Source organism: Ancylobacter amanitiformis (assembly GCF_030814815.1).
Lineage (GTDB): Bacteria > Pseudomonadota > Alphaproteobacteria > Rhizobiales > Xanthobacteraceae > Ancylobacter > Ancylobacter amanitiformis.
Genome location: NZ_JAUSVR010000011.1, coordinates 21835 through 39601, shown reverse-complemented (window position 1 = coordinate 39601; position 17767 = coordinate 21835). Strand labels below are relative to the sequence as shown.

The window sequence follows — 17767 nt, the reverse complement described above, 5'->3', positions numbered from 1 at the left end:
GAGCGAGACTGAAGCGGCGAGGATCAGCCGATGGTGATGGCGAGATCCGTGACCGGCCAGCTGGAACAGGCGAGGATATAACCCTCGGCCTCCTCCTCCGGCGTGATGCCGCCATGATGGCGCAGCGCCACGCTGCCGCGATCGAGCTTGACCATGCAGGTGCCGCACAGGCCCTCGCCGCAGCCGCAGGGGATGATGACGCCCTGGCGCAGGCTGGCCTGCAGCACCGTCTCGTCCGCGCGTATCGCCAGTTCCCGCCCGGCCGCCCGGAGATGGAAATCCCCCGCCGGGTTCCCGCTTGCCGAAACCTCCGCAGGGATCGCCGGCGCGGCGACGCCCCCGCTCTCCGTGTGGAAGCGTTCCGTGTGGAAGCGCTCCGTGTAGAAGCGTTCCTTGCGTCCGCCCTCCGCCGCGTGGATGAGCCGGACTTCCTGCATGAAGGCGGCGGGCCCGCAGCAGAACACCTCGCGCACGGCGAAATCGGGCACCATGACCGACATCAGGCGCCGGTTGACCCGTCCGCGATAGCCGAACCAGCCGGCACCGGGATGGCTGACGGTGATCGACGCCGCGAGGTTCGGCATGCGCAGTTGCAGGTCCGCCAGCGCCGGCGCGAACAGGATGTCGTCCTCGCGGCGGGCGGCGTGGACCCAGGCGACATCCGCCTCGGGATCGGTCCGCGCGAGTTCGCGCAGCATGGCGATCAGCGGCGTCACGCCCGAGCCGGCGGAAATGAAGGCAACCGGCCCGCCGCTGCGTGCCGCCAGCGTGAAGGCGCCACGTGCCGCCCGTGCCGGCAGCGTCATGCCGGGCGCCAGCCGCTCATGCAGCCAATGGGTGGCCCCGCCGGGCGCCTGCGCCTTGATGGTCATCTCGACGGTGCCATCCGCGCCCGCCCCCGAGATGGAAAAGCTGCGCCAGTGCCTCTCGCCGGCCAGTTCGATGGCGAGCATCATCGCCTGTCCCGGCACGACGGAAACCGCGACGCCCTCGCCGGCGCGGAAGCGGAAGGTCTTCACCCCGGGCGTCTCGGGGCGGATGTCGATGCAGGTGAGCCTGAGCCCGGCCGTCCCGGCCGGCATGTCGATGGTCATGCGGCTCACTCGGCGGCGATGCGGTGCGCGGGGCCGTGCACGTAATCGGACATCTTGCCGTAGTACCATTCCGCGAAATTCTTCAGCATGAACTCGGACGGCGCGAAGGGACCGGGGCGGTAGGCCCGCGACTGGATGCCCTGGTGATTATGCTCGGCGAGGATGCGGTCCTCGTCATTGGTCTCGGTCCACACCTCGGTCAGGCGATTGATGTCGTAATCGACACCCTCCACCGCGTCCTCATGCACCAGCCACGTGGTCTTCACCGCGGTGCGGTTGGGGCCGAGCGGCAGCACGCGGAAATGGATGATGTGGTCGGCGAGGAAGTGGTTCCAGTTGTTCGGCACGCGGAACATGCGCACCGAGCCGAGATCGGGCTCGGTGAAATCCGCCAGCAGCTTGTTGCAGGCCGGCGCGCCGTCACGGGTGAAGGACACGCAATCCTCGTTGAACGGCAGGCGGATGCAGCGGAACTCGACGCCGCCATCGGCCGGTTTGTGCGGCAGGGCGAGGCGATCCCAGCGCGCGGTCGAGGTGTCCATCAGGTTCTTGAACGTGGCATTGGCCGCCGGGTCGTCCGGCAGGGCGAACTCCACCAGCGTCACCAGCAGCGCCGGGTGATTGCCGGCGCAGTGATAGCATTCGCGATTATTCTCGATGACCAGCTTCCAGTTCGCCTCCTCGATGATGGTGGAGGAAAACGCCACCTTGGTGCGGTCCGGCTGGTGCGGCGCGATATAGGGCGTGACGGTGTCGCGGAAACGCGCGAGCGAGGGCGGGTTTTCGGCGACGTTGACATAGACCATGCCGCAGATCACCTCGACGTGCACCGGCACCAGCGCGTAGCCGCTCTTGTCGAAATCCGCCGGCATCTGCCGCGCGTTGATGAGGCGGCCGTCAAGTTCGTAGACCCATTGATGATAGGGGCAGACCAGCCGGTTGGCCCGGCCGCTCTCCTTCAGGCAGATACGCGAGCCACGATGGCGGCAGGTGTTGAAATAGGCTTTCACCTCGCCGTCGCGATCCCGCAGGATCACCACGGAATCGCGGCCGATTTCCATCGTCACATAGTCGCCGGGCCGCTTGATCTCCGCCACGCTGCAGGCGAACAGCCAGTCCGAGGCGAAGACCGCCTCGAGGTCCGCCTGAAAGATCTCCTCGTCGACATAGAAGGCCTGCGGCATGGAGAAGCCGGAACGGCGTTCGTTCAACAGGCCGGCAATTCGCTGTTTCAGCATTCAACCCCCATCGGACTGGGACCGCATGGAACCGGACCCCCGCACGGCGAGCGGGTAGGCTCGGGGCCGGATATCGCTCATTCGCCGGCAGCATAACGCCGCGCCGGGGAGGCCTCGCAATCAAATAGGGCGGGGGCAATGACCCGGATTTAATTGAGGCAACCGCTGTCCGGCAAGACACTCCTTGTTCGGCATGACCCGCCTTGTCCGGCACGACCCGCCTCCGTGCGGCGAGGCCCTGCCGGATCCGAGCCGGCGGGTGCCAGAGGCCATGCGAGCGGTCGCGCCGCGCTCGGCGCCGCGCCGCTTGCCAACGGATCAACCGGAAGGGCGCACCGGTAGGCGGTATCCGCTTGATCCTGCATGAACGACCGCGAGCCACGGGGAAGCAGGGGGCGGGAGGGCATGAGGCGCCACGGCTGCGGGCTGGCCAAAGATTCAAGGGTCAATGACGACGAATTCCTCGCGTGATCAGCGATGAAGCACAGCCTAATTTAACGCCATGAGAATCGGAATTGCCGCCATGGCCCGGAATTTTCGCGCGTCAGACGTTGAGCGCCCCTGCCCCGCGCCGCATCTGGCCAGCGGGTCGCGCCGCGCGCTGAAACAGGCTGGCCGGGCATGAGCGAGGTGGCACACGCGGATGTGGTGATCATCGGCGGCGGCATTGCCGGTGCGGGCGCCGCCTATGAGATCGCCAAGACCCGCTCGGTCATCCTGCTGGAGCGCGAGAGCGTCTGTGGTTATCACTCCACCGGCCGCTCGGCCGCGAGTTTCACGGAGAATTACGGCACCGGCCTGATCCGGCGCCTCGCACTCGGCAGCCGGCCGTTTCTCGCCTCTCCGCCGGCGGGCTTTTGCGATCATCCCCTGCTCACCCCGCGCGGCATGCTCACCATTGCCCGCGCCGACCAGATGGAGCAGCTCGGCGCCGAGCTGACGCGGGCGCGGCTGCTGGTGCCCAGCATCGTGCCGGTTTCGGTCGACGACGCGCTCGCGCGCGTGCCGGTGTTGCGGCGCGACTATCTCGCCGGCGCGATCCTCGAGCCGCATTCGATGGATATCGATGTCGACGCGCTGCATAACGGCTTCCTGCGCAGCGCCCGCGCGGCCGGCGCGCGCATCGTCACCCGCGCGGCGGTGCGCGCCATCGCCTGCCGCGAGGGTGAATGGCAGGTGGAGACGCCGGCCGGCCTGTTCGCCGCGCCGGTCGTGGTCGATGCGGCGGGCGCCTGGGCGGACGAGGTGGCGCAACTGGCCGGCATCGCCCCGCTCGGGCTGCAGCCGCTGCGCCGCACCGCCTTCAACATCCCCGCGCCGGAGGGCCACTCCATCGCGCATTGGCCGCTGGTCAACGATGTGGGCGAGGAATTCTACGTCAAGGTTGCCGGCGGGCAGCTCATGGTGTCTCCGGCCGACGCCACACCGAGCGCGCCGATGGACGCGTGGGCGGACGACATGGATGTTGCGATCGGCGCCGAGCGGCTGGAGCGCGCGACCCATCTCACGGTCACGCGCGTCAGCCATTCCTGGGCGGGCCTGCGCACCTTCGCGGCCGACAAATCGCCCGTGGTCGGCTTCGACCCGCGGGCCGAGGGGTTCTTCTGGCTGGCCGGACAGGGCGGCTACGGCATCAAGACCTCGTCCAGCCTCTTGCGCATCGCCGCCGCGCTGATCGGCGGGCAGGACCTGCCCGCCGATCTCCGGCGGCTCGGCATATCGGCCTGCGACCTGTCGCCCGCGCGGTTCGCGCCCGCGCCGCAGGTGTCTTCCCCGTCCACCACCAAAGGAGCGGCCTGATGACGATCAACCGCATCGAGAACGGCACCCGCTTCTGCCGGGTACTCACCCATAACGGCACCGTCTACCTCGCCGGCATGACCGCCGACGACACGTCGGGCGACGTCGTGCAGCAGACGCGCGACACGCTCGCCAAGATCGATCATTTTCTCGGCCTCGCCGGCAGCGACCGCTCGAAGCTGCTCAGTGCCACCATCTGGCTGCGCGACATCGCCGATTTCGACCGGATGAACGGGGTGTGGGACGATTGGATCGACCGCTCGGCCATGCCGGTGCGCGCCACCGTGGAAGGGCGCCTCGCCGGTGACGCCTACCGGGTGGAAATCATGGTCATCGCGGCGCTCTGACATCACGCGCACCGCGCGGACCGCCGGCCGACACACTGTCCCGCCCCCCGCCCCGACGCGAACCGAAGAGAGACCGATCGATGGCGAGGCTCATCGCAAAGCGGCTGGGGCAGATGCTCCTGATCATGGGCGTGACCTCGCTCCTGCTCTTCGCGATCTTCGATACCGACCAGTTCCGTCGCCAGATTGCCGTGTCCGAGCTGGGCGGCTTCGGCGTCGCCACGCTGAACGCGGCGGATTACGAGGGGTGGCTGGAAAAGAAGGGGCTGAACGAGCCGTTCCTGTCGCGCTATGTCACCTGGGTCGGCGATGTGATGCAGGGCGACCTCGGCCGCTCCATCGAGAAGAACATGGCGGTGTCGACGCTGCTGGCGGACCGGCTGCAGCGCACCGCCATCCTGGCCTCCTGCTTCTTCGTGCTCATGGTGCCGATCTCGCTCACGCTCGGCGTGCTGGCCGGCATGCGCGAGGGCGGGCGGCTGGACCGGGTGATCTCCATCGTCGCCGTCGTCACTACCTCGATCCCGCAGATCGCGACGGCGGTGCTGCTCACGGTGTTCCTCAGCCTGGGGCTGGGCTGGGTGCCGGCGAAATCCGCCATGGTGGGCGGCTTCTCCTTCCGCGAACTGGTGCTGCCGCTGCTGACGCTGCTGATCTACGACATTGGCTACGTCGTGCGCATGACCCGCGCCTCGATGGCGGAGGTGATGTCCGCCAACTACATCCGCACCGCCGTGCTCAAGGGCCTCGCCGGCTCGCACGTCATCATGGGGCACGCGCTGCGCAATGCGCTCATCGTGCCCTTCACGCTGATCTTCCTGCAGCTCAACTGGCTGCTGTCGCATGTCGTCGTGGTGGAAGTGTTCTTCCAGTATTCCGGCTTCGGCCGGATGCTCTACGAGGCGGCGATGTTCGGCGATATCGCGGTGCTGCAGGCCGCCACGCTGGTGGCGGTGGCCGTCGCGGTCATCTCGCAGCTTCTGTCCGACATCACCTATATCCTCCTCAACCCGCGCGTGGGAGCGGCCGGATGACGCTTTCCTCCCCTCCCGTGCCGACAACCCATCCCGAACGGGCATCGTGGCGCCCGACAATCGCCCGCCTGCCGGTGGTGGTGGCGCTGCTCGCGCTCGTCTGGTGCTCGCTGGTCGCCTATGTGGTGTTTCCCGATGCGCTGGGCCCGGCCCATGCCGCCGCGCTGATCCCCTCGATCCCGGCGGCGCTGGTTCTCTATGGGCTCGGCATCGTGTCGTGGCGGGAATCGGCCATTGCCCGCATCGGCCTCACGCTGGTGATGTTCTGGATCCTCATGGCGGTGGCCGCGCCCTACCTGCCGCTGGTCGATCCGAACCGCCCGATCGCCCCCTTCACCCCACCCTTCACGGCGAAGGCGGGGCACTTCTTCTGGCTCGGCGCGGACATGCGCGGACGCGACATGCTCTCGCGCACCCTGTGGGGCGGGCAGCGGGTGATCGTGTGGGGCATCACCGCCACCGCCTGCGCCTATGTCGTCGGCGTCGCCTTCGGCCTCATGGCCGGCTACCTGCGCGGCTGGTGGGACGAGATCCTGTCCTTCATCGCCAATATCCTGCTGTCCTTCCCGGTCATGGTGCTGCTCATCCTGGTGCTGAACTTTCTCGGCCAGAGCGGCTTCTCGATCATCCTCGCCGTCACCTTCTCCTCCGCGCCGGGCATCATGCGCATCGTGCGCGGGCTGGCGCTGGTTGAATCCACCCGGGACTACATCCAGGCCGCCCAGACGCGTGGCGAGAGCGCGCCGTGGATCATGGTGGTCGAGATCCTGCCCAATGTGCGCGGGCCGCTCATCGTCGATGCCTGCCTGCGGCTCGGCTACACCACGGTGGCCATCACCACGCTGACCTTTCTCGGCCTCGGCCTGCAGCCGCCCGATCCCGACTGGGGCCTGATGATCAAGGAGGCCGCCAGTTCGGCGCTGCTGTGGAAGTTCGCCTACATGATGATCGTGCCCTCGGTGGCGGTCAGCAGCCTGATCCTCGGCTTCAACCTGATGGCCGACGGATTGCGCGAGATGAGCCTGAGGGATTGAACCGATGGACACGCACCCCCCGCAGGCCGCGACGGCCGGTCCCTCCCCGATCCTCGAATGCCGCAATCTCTCGGTCTCCTACGAGACGCGGGCGGGCCTGGTGCCGGCGGTGGTCGACTTCAATCTCACGCTCATGCCCGGGGAGGCGCACGGGCTGGTCGGCGAATCCGGCTGCGGCAAGTCCACCATCGCGCTCGCCATCATGCGCTATCTCGGCCGCAACGGGCGGATCACCGGCGGGCAGGTATTGTTCGATGGACGCGACCTGCTGACCCTCTCGCCGGCGGAACTGCGGCGCGTGCGCGGGGCCGACATCGCGATGATCTACCAGGAGCCGATGGCCTCGCTGAACCCGACCATGCGCATCGGCCGCCAGCTCGCCGAAGTGCTGACCGTGCATCAGGGCCTCGACCGGGCAAGCGCCCTCGACCGCGCCGCCGCCATGCTGGAGCGGGTGCGGCTCGCCGATGCCGGGCGCATCCTCGCGGCCTATCCGCACCAGCTCTCGGGCGGGCAGCAGCAGCGCATCGTCATCGCCATGGCGCTGCTCGCCAACCCGAAGGTGCTGCTGCTGGACGAACCGACCACGGCGCTGGACGTGACGGTCGAGGCCGGCATCGTCGACCTCATCCGCGACATCTCCGCCGAGTTCGGCACGGCGATGCTCTATGTCTCGCACAATCTCGGCCTTATCCTGGAGACCTGCCAGCGCCTCACCGTGATGTATTCGGGCGAGGCGGTGGAGACCGGGCCGGTGGACGAGGTGTTCCGCCAGGTCCGCCATCCCTATACGCGCGGGCTGTTCGCCTCCATCCCCGTGCCCAGCGCGGACAAGGCCAGCCGGCCGCTCGTCACCATTCCCGGCCAGCTGCCCTCGCCGACCAACCGTCCGCGCGGGTGCTATTTCGGGCCGCGCTGCACGTTCTTCGAGCCGGGGCGCTGCGATGACGCCGCCGTGCCGATGGCGCAGGTGTCGCGCACCCACGCCTCGCGCTGCCGGCGCATCGCCGAGATCGACTGGGACGCGCCGCCGGCCGGCGCGGTGACGCGCGAGGAGACGACGATCGGCCGCACCGTGCTGCAAGTCGAGGGGCTCTCGAAGCGCTACCACACGGTGCGCGCCAACGAGGACCTCACCTTCGAGGCGCGGGAGGCCGAGACGCTGGCGATCGTGGGCGAATCGGGCTGCGGCAAGTCGACCTTCGCGCGCATCCTCATGGGGCTGGACCAGGCCACCTCCGGCTCGATCTCGCTGATGGGCGAGGAACTTGCCCGCCTGCCGGTGACGAAGCGCGACCGTGTCACCATCCGCAGCCTGCAGATGGTGTTCCAGAACCCGTTCGACACGCTCAACCCCAGCCAGACGGTCGGCTTCCAGATCGCCCGGGTGCTGCGCCGGTTCGGCGCCCGCATGAGCGAGACGCAGATCCGCGAGCGGGTGCTTGAGCTGCTCGACATGGTGAAGCTGCCGCGCGACTTCGCCGGGCGCCGCCCGCGCCAGCTCTCCGGCGGGCAGAAGCAGCGCATCGGCATCGCCCGCGCCTTTGCGGGCGACCCTGCGGTGGTGGTGGCGGACGAGCCGGTCTCGGCGCTCGACGTCTCGGTGCAGGCGGCCGTCACCGAACTGCTGATGGACATCCAGCGCCGCAACGGCACGACGCTGCTATTCATCAGCCACGATCTCTCGGTGGTGCGCTATCTCTCCGACCGCGTGGTGGTGATGTATCTGGGCCGCATCATGGAACAGGGCCGCACCGGCGACATCTTCGCCCCGCCCTATCATCCCTATACGGAAGCGCTGCTCGCGGCAGTGCCGATCGCCGATCCCACCATCACCAAGCGCAAGGTGGTGATCTCGGGCGAGATGCCCTCGCCCAGCAACCCGCCCGCAGGCTGCCCGTTCTCCACACGCTGCCCCTACGCCATCGAGGACCTGTGCGAGCGGACCGTGCCGCCCGCCCAGATCTTCGGCGAGGGCCACGCCATCGCCTGCCACCTTCCCCGCGAGACGCTGCTGGCGATGGAACCCATCATCATCGCCGCCGACAGCCTGAACGAGGCACACACCCATCATGCATGAACGGGTCATCACCAATGGCCGCGTCGGGCTTTCCGACGGCTGGGCCGATTGCGACATCGGCATCGACGGCGGCCGCATCACCGCGCTGGGCGAGGGCCTGAAAGGGGCGGAGATTCTCGACGCGGCGGGCCTCTGGGTGCTGCCGGGCGGCGTCGATGCCCATTGCCACCTCGACCAGCCCAGCTGGGGCGGCACCGAGGGGGCGGACGGGTTCGGCACCGGCAGCCTCGCCGCGGTGTTCGGCGGGACCACGACCATCGTCCCCTTCGCCATGCCGGCGCCGGGCACCACCATGCCGCAGGCGGTGGAGCGCTCGCTGGCGCTGGCCGAGGGCCGCAGCTTCGCCGATTACAGCCTGCACGCCATCGCCACGGAGGCGACCGGCCCCGCGCAGGACCAGATGGACTGGCTCTGCGCGCAGGGCATTCCCTCGGTGAAGGCGTTCATGACCTATGAGGGCTTCGCCGTCTCCGACGAGCGGATGCTGGAGCTGATGGATGGCGCCCGCGCCCGCGGCATGACGGTGATGATCCATGCCGAGAACGATGCGATCATCCGGCACAGCCGCGACAAGCTGCTCGCCGCCGGCCGCACGGCGCTGCGCTATCACCTCATCGCCCACAGCGCGGCCGTGGAACGCGAGGCCATCCACCGGGTGGCGACGCTGGCGGAGGTGACGGGCGCGCGCGTGCTGATCGTCCATATCTCGTCGGCGCAGGGGATCGAGGAACTGACGCGGGCCCGGCTGCGCGGCACGGACGTGACCGGCGAGACCTGCCCGCAATATGTGCTGGTGCCGCCCGCCGCGCTGGACGGGCCGGCGGAGGACGCCGCGCGTTTCCTGTTCTGCCCGCCCGGGCGGGAAGCCGCCAGCCATGCCGCGCTGTGGCAGGCGCTGGAAGCGGGCGACATCGCGCTATGGTCCTCCGACCATTCGCCCGGCCCGCTGGCCGACAAGGTGGCGGCGGAGGATTTCGACAAGGCGGTGAGCGGCATACCGGGACTGGAGACCCGCCTGCCGCTGCTGTTCTCGGAAGGGCTGGCCAGCGGGCGCCTGTCGCTGCCGCGCTATCTCAGCGTCGCCGGCGCGGCGGCGGCGCGCTATTACGGGCTCGAGGGCAAGGGGGCGATCGCGCCCGGCTTCGACGCCGATCTCGTATTGTGGGATCCCGCCGCGCGCTGGCAGGTCCGCGCCGCCGAGCAGCGTTCGCGTGCCGGCTACACGCCTTTCGAGGGGCGCTGGCTGACCGGCCGGCCCCTCACCGTGCTGCTGCGCGGCCGAACCGTGGTCGCCGACGGCCGCCTCGCCGAGCGGCCGCCGCAGGGCCGCTTCCTGCCGCGCCGGCCTCTTGATCCCTCCACCTTCCGCCTGCCCATCGAGGACACCACGCCATGGCTCGCCGCCTGAACGTCGCCGTCTGCCAGACCGGCCCGATCGCCCGTGCGGAGAGCCGGGCGGACGTGGTGGCGCGGCTCATCGCCCTGCTGGAAACCGCCGCGACGGGAGGCGCCGAACTGGCGGTATTCCCGGAAATGGCGCTCACCACCTTCTTTCCCCGCTGGGAGCTGACCGATCCGGACGAGATCCGTGCCTTCTACGAGCACGAAATGCCCGGCCCGGACACCGCCCCGCTATTCGCGGCGGCGCGGCGTCTCAAGGTCGGCTTCGCGCTCGGCTATTGCGAGAGCGTGGTGGAGGACGGACGCGAACGGCGGTTCAACACGATGGTGCTGGCGGGGCGCGACGGTGCGGTGATCGGCCGCTACCGCAAGATGCATGTGCCCGGCTCCGAGGAGCCGGAAGAAGGCGTGACCGTGCATCTCGAACGGCGCTATTTCGAGCCGGGCAATCTCGGCTTCCCGGTATTTTCCTTCGAGGGGGTGCGGATCGGCATGGCGATCTGCAACGACCGGCGCTGGCCGGAGACCTACCGCATGCTGTGCCTCAACGGCGCGGAAATGGTGCTGATCGGCTACAACACGCCGCTCCTGCTCAGCGAGACCCCACGGCTGGCGCATCTGCGCATGTTCCACAACCATCTGCCCATGCAGGCCGGCGCCTACCAGAACACGGTGTGGATCGCCGCCGCCGCCAAGGCCGGGGTCGAGGAGGGACAGGCGCTGATCGGCGGCTCCTGCATCATCGCCCCCAGCGGGGAAATCGTCGCGCTGGCCAACTCGCTCGGCGACGAGGTGATCGTTCACCGCGCCGACCTCGCCATGAATGACGACTGCGCCAAGGCGGGCTTCGACTTCGCGCGCTATCGCCGCCCGACCGAATACGCGCTCATCGCGCAGACCGCCGGGCCACGCCTGCCACCCGCCGGCGGCTGAATCCGCCCGTGCTTCTGCTCCTGCCCGCAACGAAAAAGGCGCCGCATGTCGCCCGCGACCTCCGCCCTTGTCCTCATCGACCTGCAGAACGAGTACCGCCCCGGCGCCACCTGGGCGATCGTCGGCTATGACAGCGTCCTCGCCAACGCCGCGCAGCTGCTGGCGACGGCCCGGAAAGCCGGCGTCTGTGTCGTGCACGCGCAGTTCTACGTGCGGGACGAGGAACGCGGCGACTATGCGCTACACGATGAAGCGGTCGGCGAGACGTTCCGCTCGGCCGTCGCGGGCCAACCGGGCGCGGAAATCTGTGCGGAGGTCGCGCCACAGGATGGCGATATCGTCCTCCACAAGAACTGGCCGAGCGCGTTCCGCCATACCGATCTGGAGGAGCGGCTGAAGGCGCGCGGAATCGAGACGCTGGTGGTGGCCGGCGTGCTCACCGACAGCTGCGTGACGGCGACGACCTTCGACGCGGTCTATCTCGGCTTCCGCGTCTTCCTGGTGAAGGAGGCCTGCGGCAGCATGAGCGAGGCGATGCACCGCACCGGCATGCTCGACATGGCCAACCGGCTCTATGGCGGGGGCATCCTCAGAATGCCGGAGGCACTCAAGGCGCTGGAGGGCGAGGCTTTCGGGGGCTGGCGCTGCACCCGCCCGGTCGAGTTCGCCTATGCGCTGGACGATGTGAACGCACTCTACGACAGCCTGTGAACGGGGCGCCACCCGGCGCCGGCGCTCATTCGGTACCGCCGTTCGCGCGAATCCGTCGGGGTCTTTGCCCCGCAACGCCCGGCCCAGCCGCCGGCCACCGGCCACCGGACCGGCCCGGGCCTGACGGGCCGGCGTTTCTCTCCGGCACCGACGGGCTTGATCCGATGCGCTCACCATGCAAGTGATACATTATATCACTTTACGCATGGAGCGCGCGCCTATGTCCGATTCACGCCTTCCGGTCACGGTGCTGTCCGGCTTTCTCGGCGCCGGAAAAACCACCCTGCTCAACCATGTCCTCGCCAATCGCGAGGGGCTGCGCGTGGCGGTCATCGTCAACGACATGTCGGAGGTGAACATCGATGCCGAGCTGGTGCGGGCGGGCGGGGCGAACCTCTCGCACACGCAGGAGAAGCTGGTCGAAATGACCAATGGCTGCATCTGCTGCACGCTGCGCGACGATCTGCTCGCCGAGGTGCGCCGGCTCGCGGCCGAGGGGCGCTTCGACTATCTGCTGATCGAATCCACCGGCATCGCCGAGCCGCTGCCCGTCGCCGCCACGTTCGAGTTCCGCGACGAGGACGGGTTTTCACTCTCCGACGTCGCCCGGCTCGATACGATGGTGACGGTGGTGGATGCCGCCAACCTGCTCAAGGATTTCGGCTGCCGCGATTTCCTGCGCGATCGCGGCGAGACGGCGGGCGAGGAGGATGAGCGCACGCTGGTCGACCTGCTGACCGACCAGATCGAGTTCGCCGACGTCGTCGTGCTCAACAAGGTTTCGGACGTCGTCCCCGCCCGCCGTGCGGAAGTGCGGGCCGTGGTGAAGGCGCTGAACCCCGACGCGCGCCTCATCGAGACCGATCAGGCCCATGTGCCGCTCAAGGACATTCTCGGCACCGGCCGGTTCGATTTCGAGGCCGCCCATGAACACCCGACTTGGTTCAAGGAGCTGAACGGCTTCAAGGACCATGTGCCGGAAACCGAGGAATACGGCGTTTCCAGCTTCGTCTATCGCGCCCGCCGACCGTTCCACCCGGAGAAGTTCGACGCCTTCCTCGCCCGCACCTGGCCGGGCCTCGTGCGGGCCAAGGGCCTGTTCTGGCTGGCGACCCGCCCGCGCCGGGTGGGGGAAATGTCGCTGGCCGGCGCCATCTGCCGCACCGGCTCGATCGGCCAATGGTGGGCGGCGATCCCCACCGAGCACTGGCCGACGCAGCCGGACTGGCGTTCCTGGCTGCGCCAGCACTGGACGCCCGGCTATGGCGACCGGCGGCAGGAACTGGTCTTCATCGGCGTGAACCTGGACGAGGCGGCGATCCGCGCCGCGCTCGACGCCTGCCTCATCGGCCCGATGAAGCCGAACGTGTTCGACCCCGAGCCGTTCAAGCACCTGCCCGACCCGTTCCCGACATGGGAACGCGTGCCGGCCTGAGCGGAGCGGAAAGTGGCAGAAGCGGCCGGGTCCATTCCGGCCCCCGCACTCCCTCTCCCCCCAAAGCTCTCCAAAGCTCTCCAAAGCACACCAAGGCGCGCCGCGCTGCCGCCCCGCGCGGCCTCAGGCGCGGTTCAGGCGGTCTCCGGCTGCCATGGCGTCATGGCGAGCACATTGCCGCCGAGCCGGGAAAAGGCCCGCTGGCGGCAGGAAAAGACCAGGATCTGCTGGTCGCGCGCCTGCAGGTGCAGGGCGTTGAACATGCGCTCGATGCGGTCATCGTCGGAATAGACCAGCGCATCGTCGAGGATGACCGGCGCCGGCCGGCCATCGCGCGCCAGCAGCCGGGCGAAGGCGAGGCGCGTGAGCACCGAGAGCTGCTCGCGCATGCCCCCGCTCAGCCGGTCGATCTCCTCGTCCTGTCCGTTGCGACGGATGGTCTGCGGCAGCAGGCTCTTCTCGTCGAACACGATGGAAATATCCTCGAACAGCAGGCCGAGCAGCGGCCGCAACTCGGTCAGCACCGGCTTGAGGTAGAGGTCGCGCGCCGCCGAGCGCGAGGCTTGCAGGGTCGCGCGCAGCCGGTCGAGCGCCGCGACCTCGGCGGCAAAGGCCCGGACGCGGCCGCGCGCGGCTTCCAGCGCCTCGGCCGTCTCGCGCCATGCCTCCTCCACCGCGTCGTCGGCGCGGGTGCGGATCTGCCCGTTCAGCTCGGCGAGTTCGCGGCCAAGCCGGCCCTCTTCCTGCGCCGCCGCGTCCTCGGCCGATTTCGCGCGGCGCAGCGCCGCCTCGGCGGAGGGAAGATGGGGCGCGGCCTGCCGCAGGGCCACCGCCAGCGCTTCGTGCCGCGCGAACAGCGCCTCGCGCTCCTCGCGCGCCTGCGCCAGAAGCTGCGCGCGGGCGGGGCGCTCTGCCGCGTCACCGAGAAACGCGTCGAGCCGGGCGAGTTCGCCGTTGAGCCGCGCCACCGCCGCTTCCGTGGCGACGAAGGCGTCATTGGCCCGCCCCTGCTGCGGCTGCGCCTCACGCACGCCATTGCGCGCGGCGCCGACGCGCAAGCCGGCCTGCGCCAGCTTCAGCCGCGTCTCCTCGGGATCGGCCTTGAGCTCCAGCACTTCCGGCGCAAGGGCGGCACGACGCGCCACCTCCTCGCGCAGCCGCGCCAGCCCATCGGGCGCCACATGGCGCAGTTCCAGCCGCAGCCCGTCAAGCTCGGCGCTTTTCGCGCGGGCGGCAGCCTGCCGGCCGCGTGCCTCCGCGAGGTCCGCCACGCCCAGCGTCGCCAGCTGGTCGGCACGCTTGCGCTCCGCCGCGCGGCGGGCGCGGTCGGCTCCGTCCGGGCGGTGCGAGCGCAGGGTCAGCGTGCCGATGCCGGGAATATCCAGCTCCGACAGGTCGCGGATCGGCCGCTCCTCGCCCTCGCTGAGCGGCGCCCCGTCCAGAACCAGCGGCGCGCCGGCGGTGGGCGCATAGGCCATGCGCAGCGTCGGCAGTGCCGCCTCCTCGGCCGCGCGCAGCCGGGCAATCTCGATGTCGAGCAGCTGCAGGCCGTCGACCGCCGCATCGGCAATCGCGATGAGCGCGAGCGCGGCCTCGCCCTGCTCCAGCCCGGCCCGCAGCGCCTCGCCCTGCCGCAGCCGCGCGTCGAGCGCGCTCAGCTCCTCCGCCGCCTGCCGGGCGCGCAGCGCCGCATCCAGCCGGCCGAGAAGGTCGCGGATCGCCTGTTCCTCGCTCTCCGCGGCCACCACCGCGGCATTGGCCTGTTCGATCGCCGCCACGGCCACGCCGCGCCGCGCCCTCGCCTCCTCGCGCGCCGCATGGGCGGCCTCCAGCTCGCCGCCGAGCCGCCCGGCCTGCTCCAGCGCCTCGCGGAAGGCGGAAACCTCGCGCACCGCCGCGTCGCGACGCTCGCGGGCGAGCGCGGCTTCCGCCTCGGCCGCCTTCAGCTTCTGCGCATGCGCCTTGGCCGCCTCGAAAGCCGCCTCCGCCTGCTCCACGGCGGCGCGGCGGGCGGCCTTCTCCTCGGCATGGCCGAGCTCGGCGAGGCGTTTCAGCGCCCCCGCGCGGCGGTCCAGCGCCTCGCGCAGCGCCCTCACCTCGGCGGCCAGACGCCGCTCCTCCTCATTGAGGCGCGCTTCCTCCTCGGCGGCGGCGGCATAGGGCCCGCCGCCCTTGGGCCGCAATGTGGCGGTGACGAGCCGGCCCAGTTCCTCCTCGCAGGCCGCCATGATCTGCGACATGCGCCGTCCGCCGGTGATCGCCTCGACCTCGCCCTGCACGGAGGCGAGCAGGCTCTCGCGCACGCGGCGTTCATCCTCCTCCTCGCTCTTCTTGCGCTCTTCGAGGCCGGTAATGCCCTGGCGCACCCATAAAAGCCCCGCCGGGCCGGCGCTGCCGCCGCGGATCAGGCCGGCGATGAAGCCCTCGGCCTCGTCGGCCTGGGCGACCAGATGCGCGCCGCCGAAACCATCGAGCCGCTCGACCTGCGCGCGCTTGCCGCCGAGGAACTGCTTGGTGAGGCGGAACCGGCCTTGCGCCACCTCGATCTCCGCCTGGACGATCGGGTTGCCGCCGCTATAGGGCTTGAGCCGCTGCACATCCTTGGCGACGCTGGTATGCGGCAGGAAGAACAGCGCGTGCAGCGCCTCGAAACTGGTCGACTTGCCATATTCATTGGCGGCGCACAGCACGTTGACGCCATCGCCGATGCCCTCGATGGCGACGCCCTGCCGCGCGAAGCGCTTGACATTGTAGAGCCGCAGCGCCGCGAGCTTCATGAGGCGATCTTCTGGCAATAGGAGAACAGCCGTACCAGCGCGGCGCGGGCGGTGTCCCGCTCGCCCGCCGACGCCGACGGATCGAGGCTGGCGGCACTCAGCGTCTCGGCCGCCTCGCGCAGCGCGCCGGCGCGGTCGATCAGGTCGAGATCGGTCGCCTCGCACTCGGTGGCGAGGTCGCCATCGTCGAATTCGAGCAGGGCGAATTCCGGCGCGGCATGCTGCACGGCGGCGGCCAGCGCGGTGCGGCCGGCAAGGCTCGCCCGGCCCGTGGCGGCGATGCGCAACAGGCTTTGGCGCCGCTGCGGGCCAGCCGGCAGCAGCCCCGCCAGTTGCGCGGGGCCGTCATCTCCCGGCAACAGATGCAGCGGCACGATCCGCCAGTCAAACGAGCCGGTGGGGAACGGCGTCACTTCCGGCAGCGCGCCGGCGGCGGCGACATGGACAAGTAGCGCCTCGCCCGGCCGGCCATGCTTGAAGCGGTCCGGCTCCGGCGTGCCGCTGTAGCGCGTGCGCGCATCCACCGCGATGGCGCCATGCCAGTCGCCGAGCGCGAGATAATCGAGGCCGGCACGGGCGGCACGGTCGGGTGCGAGAACCTCCGCGGCGTTCCCCTCCTCCGAGAAATCGCGGATCGCGCCATGGGCGAGGCCAAGCCGGAGCGCGCCCTCGGGCGTCGGCGCGCCGCTCATCCATTCGGTAAGGTCGCGGCCGGGCCGACGCGTCGTGCAGGGCGCCGGAAGCAGGCTCACGCCGGGCGCCAGCGTCAGCGGCACGGGCTCGGTGGCGAGGATCACATTGGGTGGCGCACCCTCGCGCAGCGCGCTCCACAGCGAGGTGGCCTGCAGCGAATCATGATTGCCCGGCAGCAGCACGAAGGTCAGCGGCGCGTGATGGCCCATTTCGGCCAGCGCCTGACGGCGGATTTCCGGCGAGGGCGTCTCGGTGTCGAACGTGTCGCCGGCCAGCAGCACCACGCCGGCTCCGTTCGCCCGCGCCGCGCCCGCCAGCCGGCCGATCACGCCATGGCGCGCCTCGCGCAGCCGCCCGCGCAATTCCTCGGGCAGGTTGCCGAAGCGCTTGCCGAGATGGAGGTCGCTCGTATGGATGAAACGGAACACGGACACGCTGATTTTCGGGCTCGGGGGTACAGGATAGCCGCTCTGCCGCCGGGGTCCAGCATCCGGCGTGCCTAGAACGGCTCCGGCAGGGGATCGACCGCAACAATCTCGGCGGTTCCGGCCGGCAGGCGGATCTCGTCGCCCACCCATTTGCCCATCAGCGCGCGGGCGACCGGGGAAATCCAGGCGATGCGCCCTTCGCGCGGGTCCGCCTCGTCCTCGCCGACGATTCGGTAGGTGCGGCGGCGGCCCGCCTCGTCCTCGATCGTGACCGCCATGCCGAAAGTGATCGCCTCGCCGCTGGCCGGCGGGTCGACCGGCTCGGCATTGGCGCGGCGCGCGCTCCAGTAGCGCAGCTCGCGCGAGGCCGCCGCCACGCGGTCGCGCTCACCCGCCGCACCGGCGGCGGAGAGTGCCTCGCGCTGGCGCGCGCCCTCCTGCTCGATGAGCGCCAGCCCGCGCCGGGTGACGAGATTGCGCTCAGGGCTGACCGGGCGTTCGGGCAGCGCCTCGGCGCCGCTATCTTCCTTGACGAAGGCACGGCTCATGGCGTCTCCAGCCCCCGAAAGGGCGTCGCTGGGCAAAAATGCCCGTACAAACCCTTGACATCGGTAAACTTCGTTGACTTTCCGGGCTTTATCCGTATGGTGCAACGCGTCGTCCGACCATACCCGACTGATGCGTTCCGCGCGACGACGATGCAGCCATCCCCGGTTACGGCTCGGGGCTCCGGTGAGCGGTGCGCAGCCGCAGAATTGACCC

The 17767-nt window shown here is 69.9% G+C and carries 14 protein-coding genes; 9 read left to right on the top strand and 5 right to left on the bottom strand.

Annotated features, from left to right (window positions below):
- Nucleotides 1-23 precede the first annotated feature (23 nt).
- Nucleotides 24-1094 (bottom strand): FAD-binding oxidoreductase, encoded by a 1071-nt coding sequence (locus tag QOZ99_RS15740; RefSeq protein ID WP_306890948.1) that lies wholly within the window; start codon nt 1092-1094, stop codon nt 24-26.
- A gap of 5 nt (nt 1095-1099) precedes the next feature.
- Entirely contained in the window at nt 1100-2332 is a 1233-nt protein-coding gene (locus QOZ99_RS15735) for an aromatic ring-hydroxylating oxygenase subunit alpha (protein ID WP_306890947.1), read from the bottom strand.
- Between the two features lie 621 nt (nt 2333-2953).
- Between QOZ99_RS15735 and QOZ99_RS15730 the strand changes: the two genes are divergently transcribed.
- From QOZ99_RS15730 to zigA, 9 genes are all read left to right on the top strand, one after another.
- Nucleotides 2954-4132 carry an NAD(P)/FAD-dependent oxidoreductase gene (locus QOZ99_RS15730; RefSeq protein WP_306890946.1) on the top strand — a complete coding sequence of 393 codons (1179 nt, stop codon included), beginning with the start codon at nt 2954-2956 and terminating at the stop codon, nt 4130-4132.
- Nucleotides 4132-4479, top strand: a complete 348-nt coding sequence (locus QOZ99_RS15725) for a RidA family protein (RefSeq protein WP_306890945.1) — start codon at nt 4132-4134, stop codon at nt 4477-4479. The genes QOZ99_RS15730 and QOZ99_RS15725 overlap by 1 nt, the downstream gene beginning before the upstream one ends.
- 80 nt (nt 4480-4559) lie before the next feature.
- Nucleotides 4560-5513, top strand: coding sequence for an ABC transporter permease (locus QOZ99_RS15720; RefSeq protein ID WP_306890944.1), 954 nt, complete (start codon nt 4560-4562; stop codon nt 5511-5513).
- Entirely contained in the window at nt 5510-6547 is a 1038-nt protein-coding gene (locus tag QOZ99_RS15715) for an ABC transporter permease (RefSeq protein ID WP_306890943.1), read from the top strand. Before QOZ99_RS15720 ends, QOZ99_RS15715 begins: the two co-directional genes overlap by 4 nt.
- Before the next feature lie 4 nt (nt 6548-6551).
- Entirely contained in the window at nt 6552-8627 is a 2076-nt protein-coding gene (locus tag QOZ99_RS15710; protein ID WP_306890942.1) for a dipeptide ABC transporter ATP-binding protein, read from the top strand.
- Nucleotides 8620-10035 (top strand): dihydropyrimidinase, encoded by a 1416-nt coding sequence (hydA, locus tag QOZ99_RS15705; RefSeq protein ID WP_306890941.1) that lies wholly within the window; start codon nt 8620-8622, stop codon nt 10033-10035. The genes QOZ99_RS15710 and hydA overlap by 8 nt, the downstream gene beginning before the upstream one ends.
- Nucleotides 10020-10961 carry a nitrilase-related carbon-nitrogen hydrolase gene (locus QOZ99_RS15700; protein WP_306890940.1) on the top strand — a complete coding sequence of 314 codons (942 nt, stop codon included), beginning with the start codon at nt 10020-10022 and terminating at the stop codon, nt 10959-10961. Before hydA ends, QOZ99_RS15700 begins: the two co-directional genes overlap by 16 nt.
- A 45-nt stretch (nt 10962-11006) precedes the next feature.
- Nucleotides 11007-11672 carry a cysteine hydrolase family protein gene (locus tag QOZ99_RS15695; RefSeq protein ID WP_306890939.1) on the top strand — a complete coding sequence of 222 codons (666 nt, stop codon included), beginning with the start codon at nt 11007-11009 and terminating at the stop codon, nt 11670-11672.
- Between the two features lie 220 nt (nt 11673-11892).
- A complete protein-coding gene (gene zigA / locus QOZ99_RS15690) occupies nt 11893-13107 on the top strand; it encodes a zinc metallochaperone GTPase ZigA (RefSeq protein ID WP_306890938.1) in 1215 nt (404 codons plus the stop codon).
- A gap of 134 nt (nt 13108-13241) precedes the next feature.
- Here zigA and QOZ99_RS15685 read toward each other — a convergent pair whose 3' ends face one another.
- The 3 genes from QOZ99_RS15685 to greA form a co-directional block, all read right to left on the bottom strand.
- Nucleotides 13242-15884 (bottom strand): AAA family ATPase, encoded by a 2643-nt coding sequence (locus QOZ99_RS15685; protein WP_306890937.1) that lies wholly within the window; start codon nt 15882-15884, stop codon nt 13242-13244.
- Nucleotides 15881-17005 (bottom strand): metallophosphoesterase family protein, encoded by a 1125-nt coding sequence (locus QOZ99_RS15680; protein WP_306891034.1) that lies wholly within the window; start codon nt 17003-17005, stop codon nt 15881-15883. Before QOZ99_RS15680 ends, QOZ99_RS15685 begins: the two co-directional genes overlap by 4 nt.
- A 71-nt stretch (nt 17006-17076) precedes the next feature.
- Nucleotides 17077-17553 (bottom strand): transcription elongation factor GreA, encoded by a 477-nt coding sequence (gene greA / locus QOZ99_RS15675; protein ID WP_306890936.1) that lies wholly within the window; start codon nt 17551-17553, stop codon nt 17077-17079.
- Between the last annotated feature and the right edge of the window lie 214 nt (nt 17554-17767).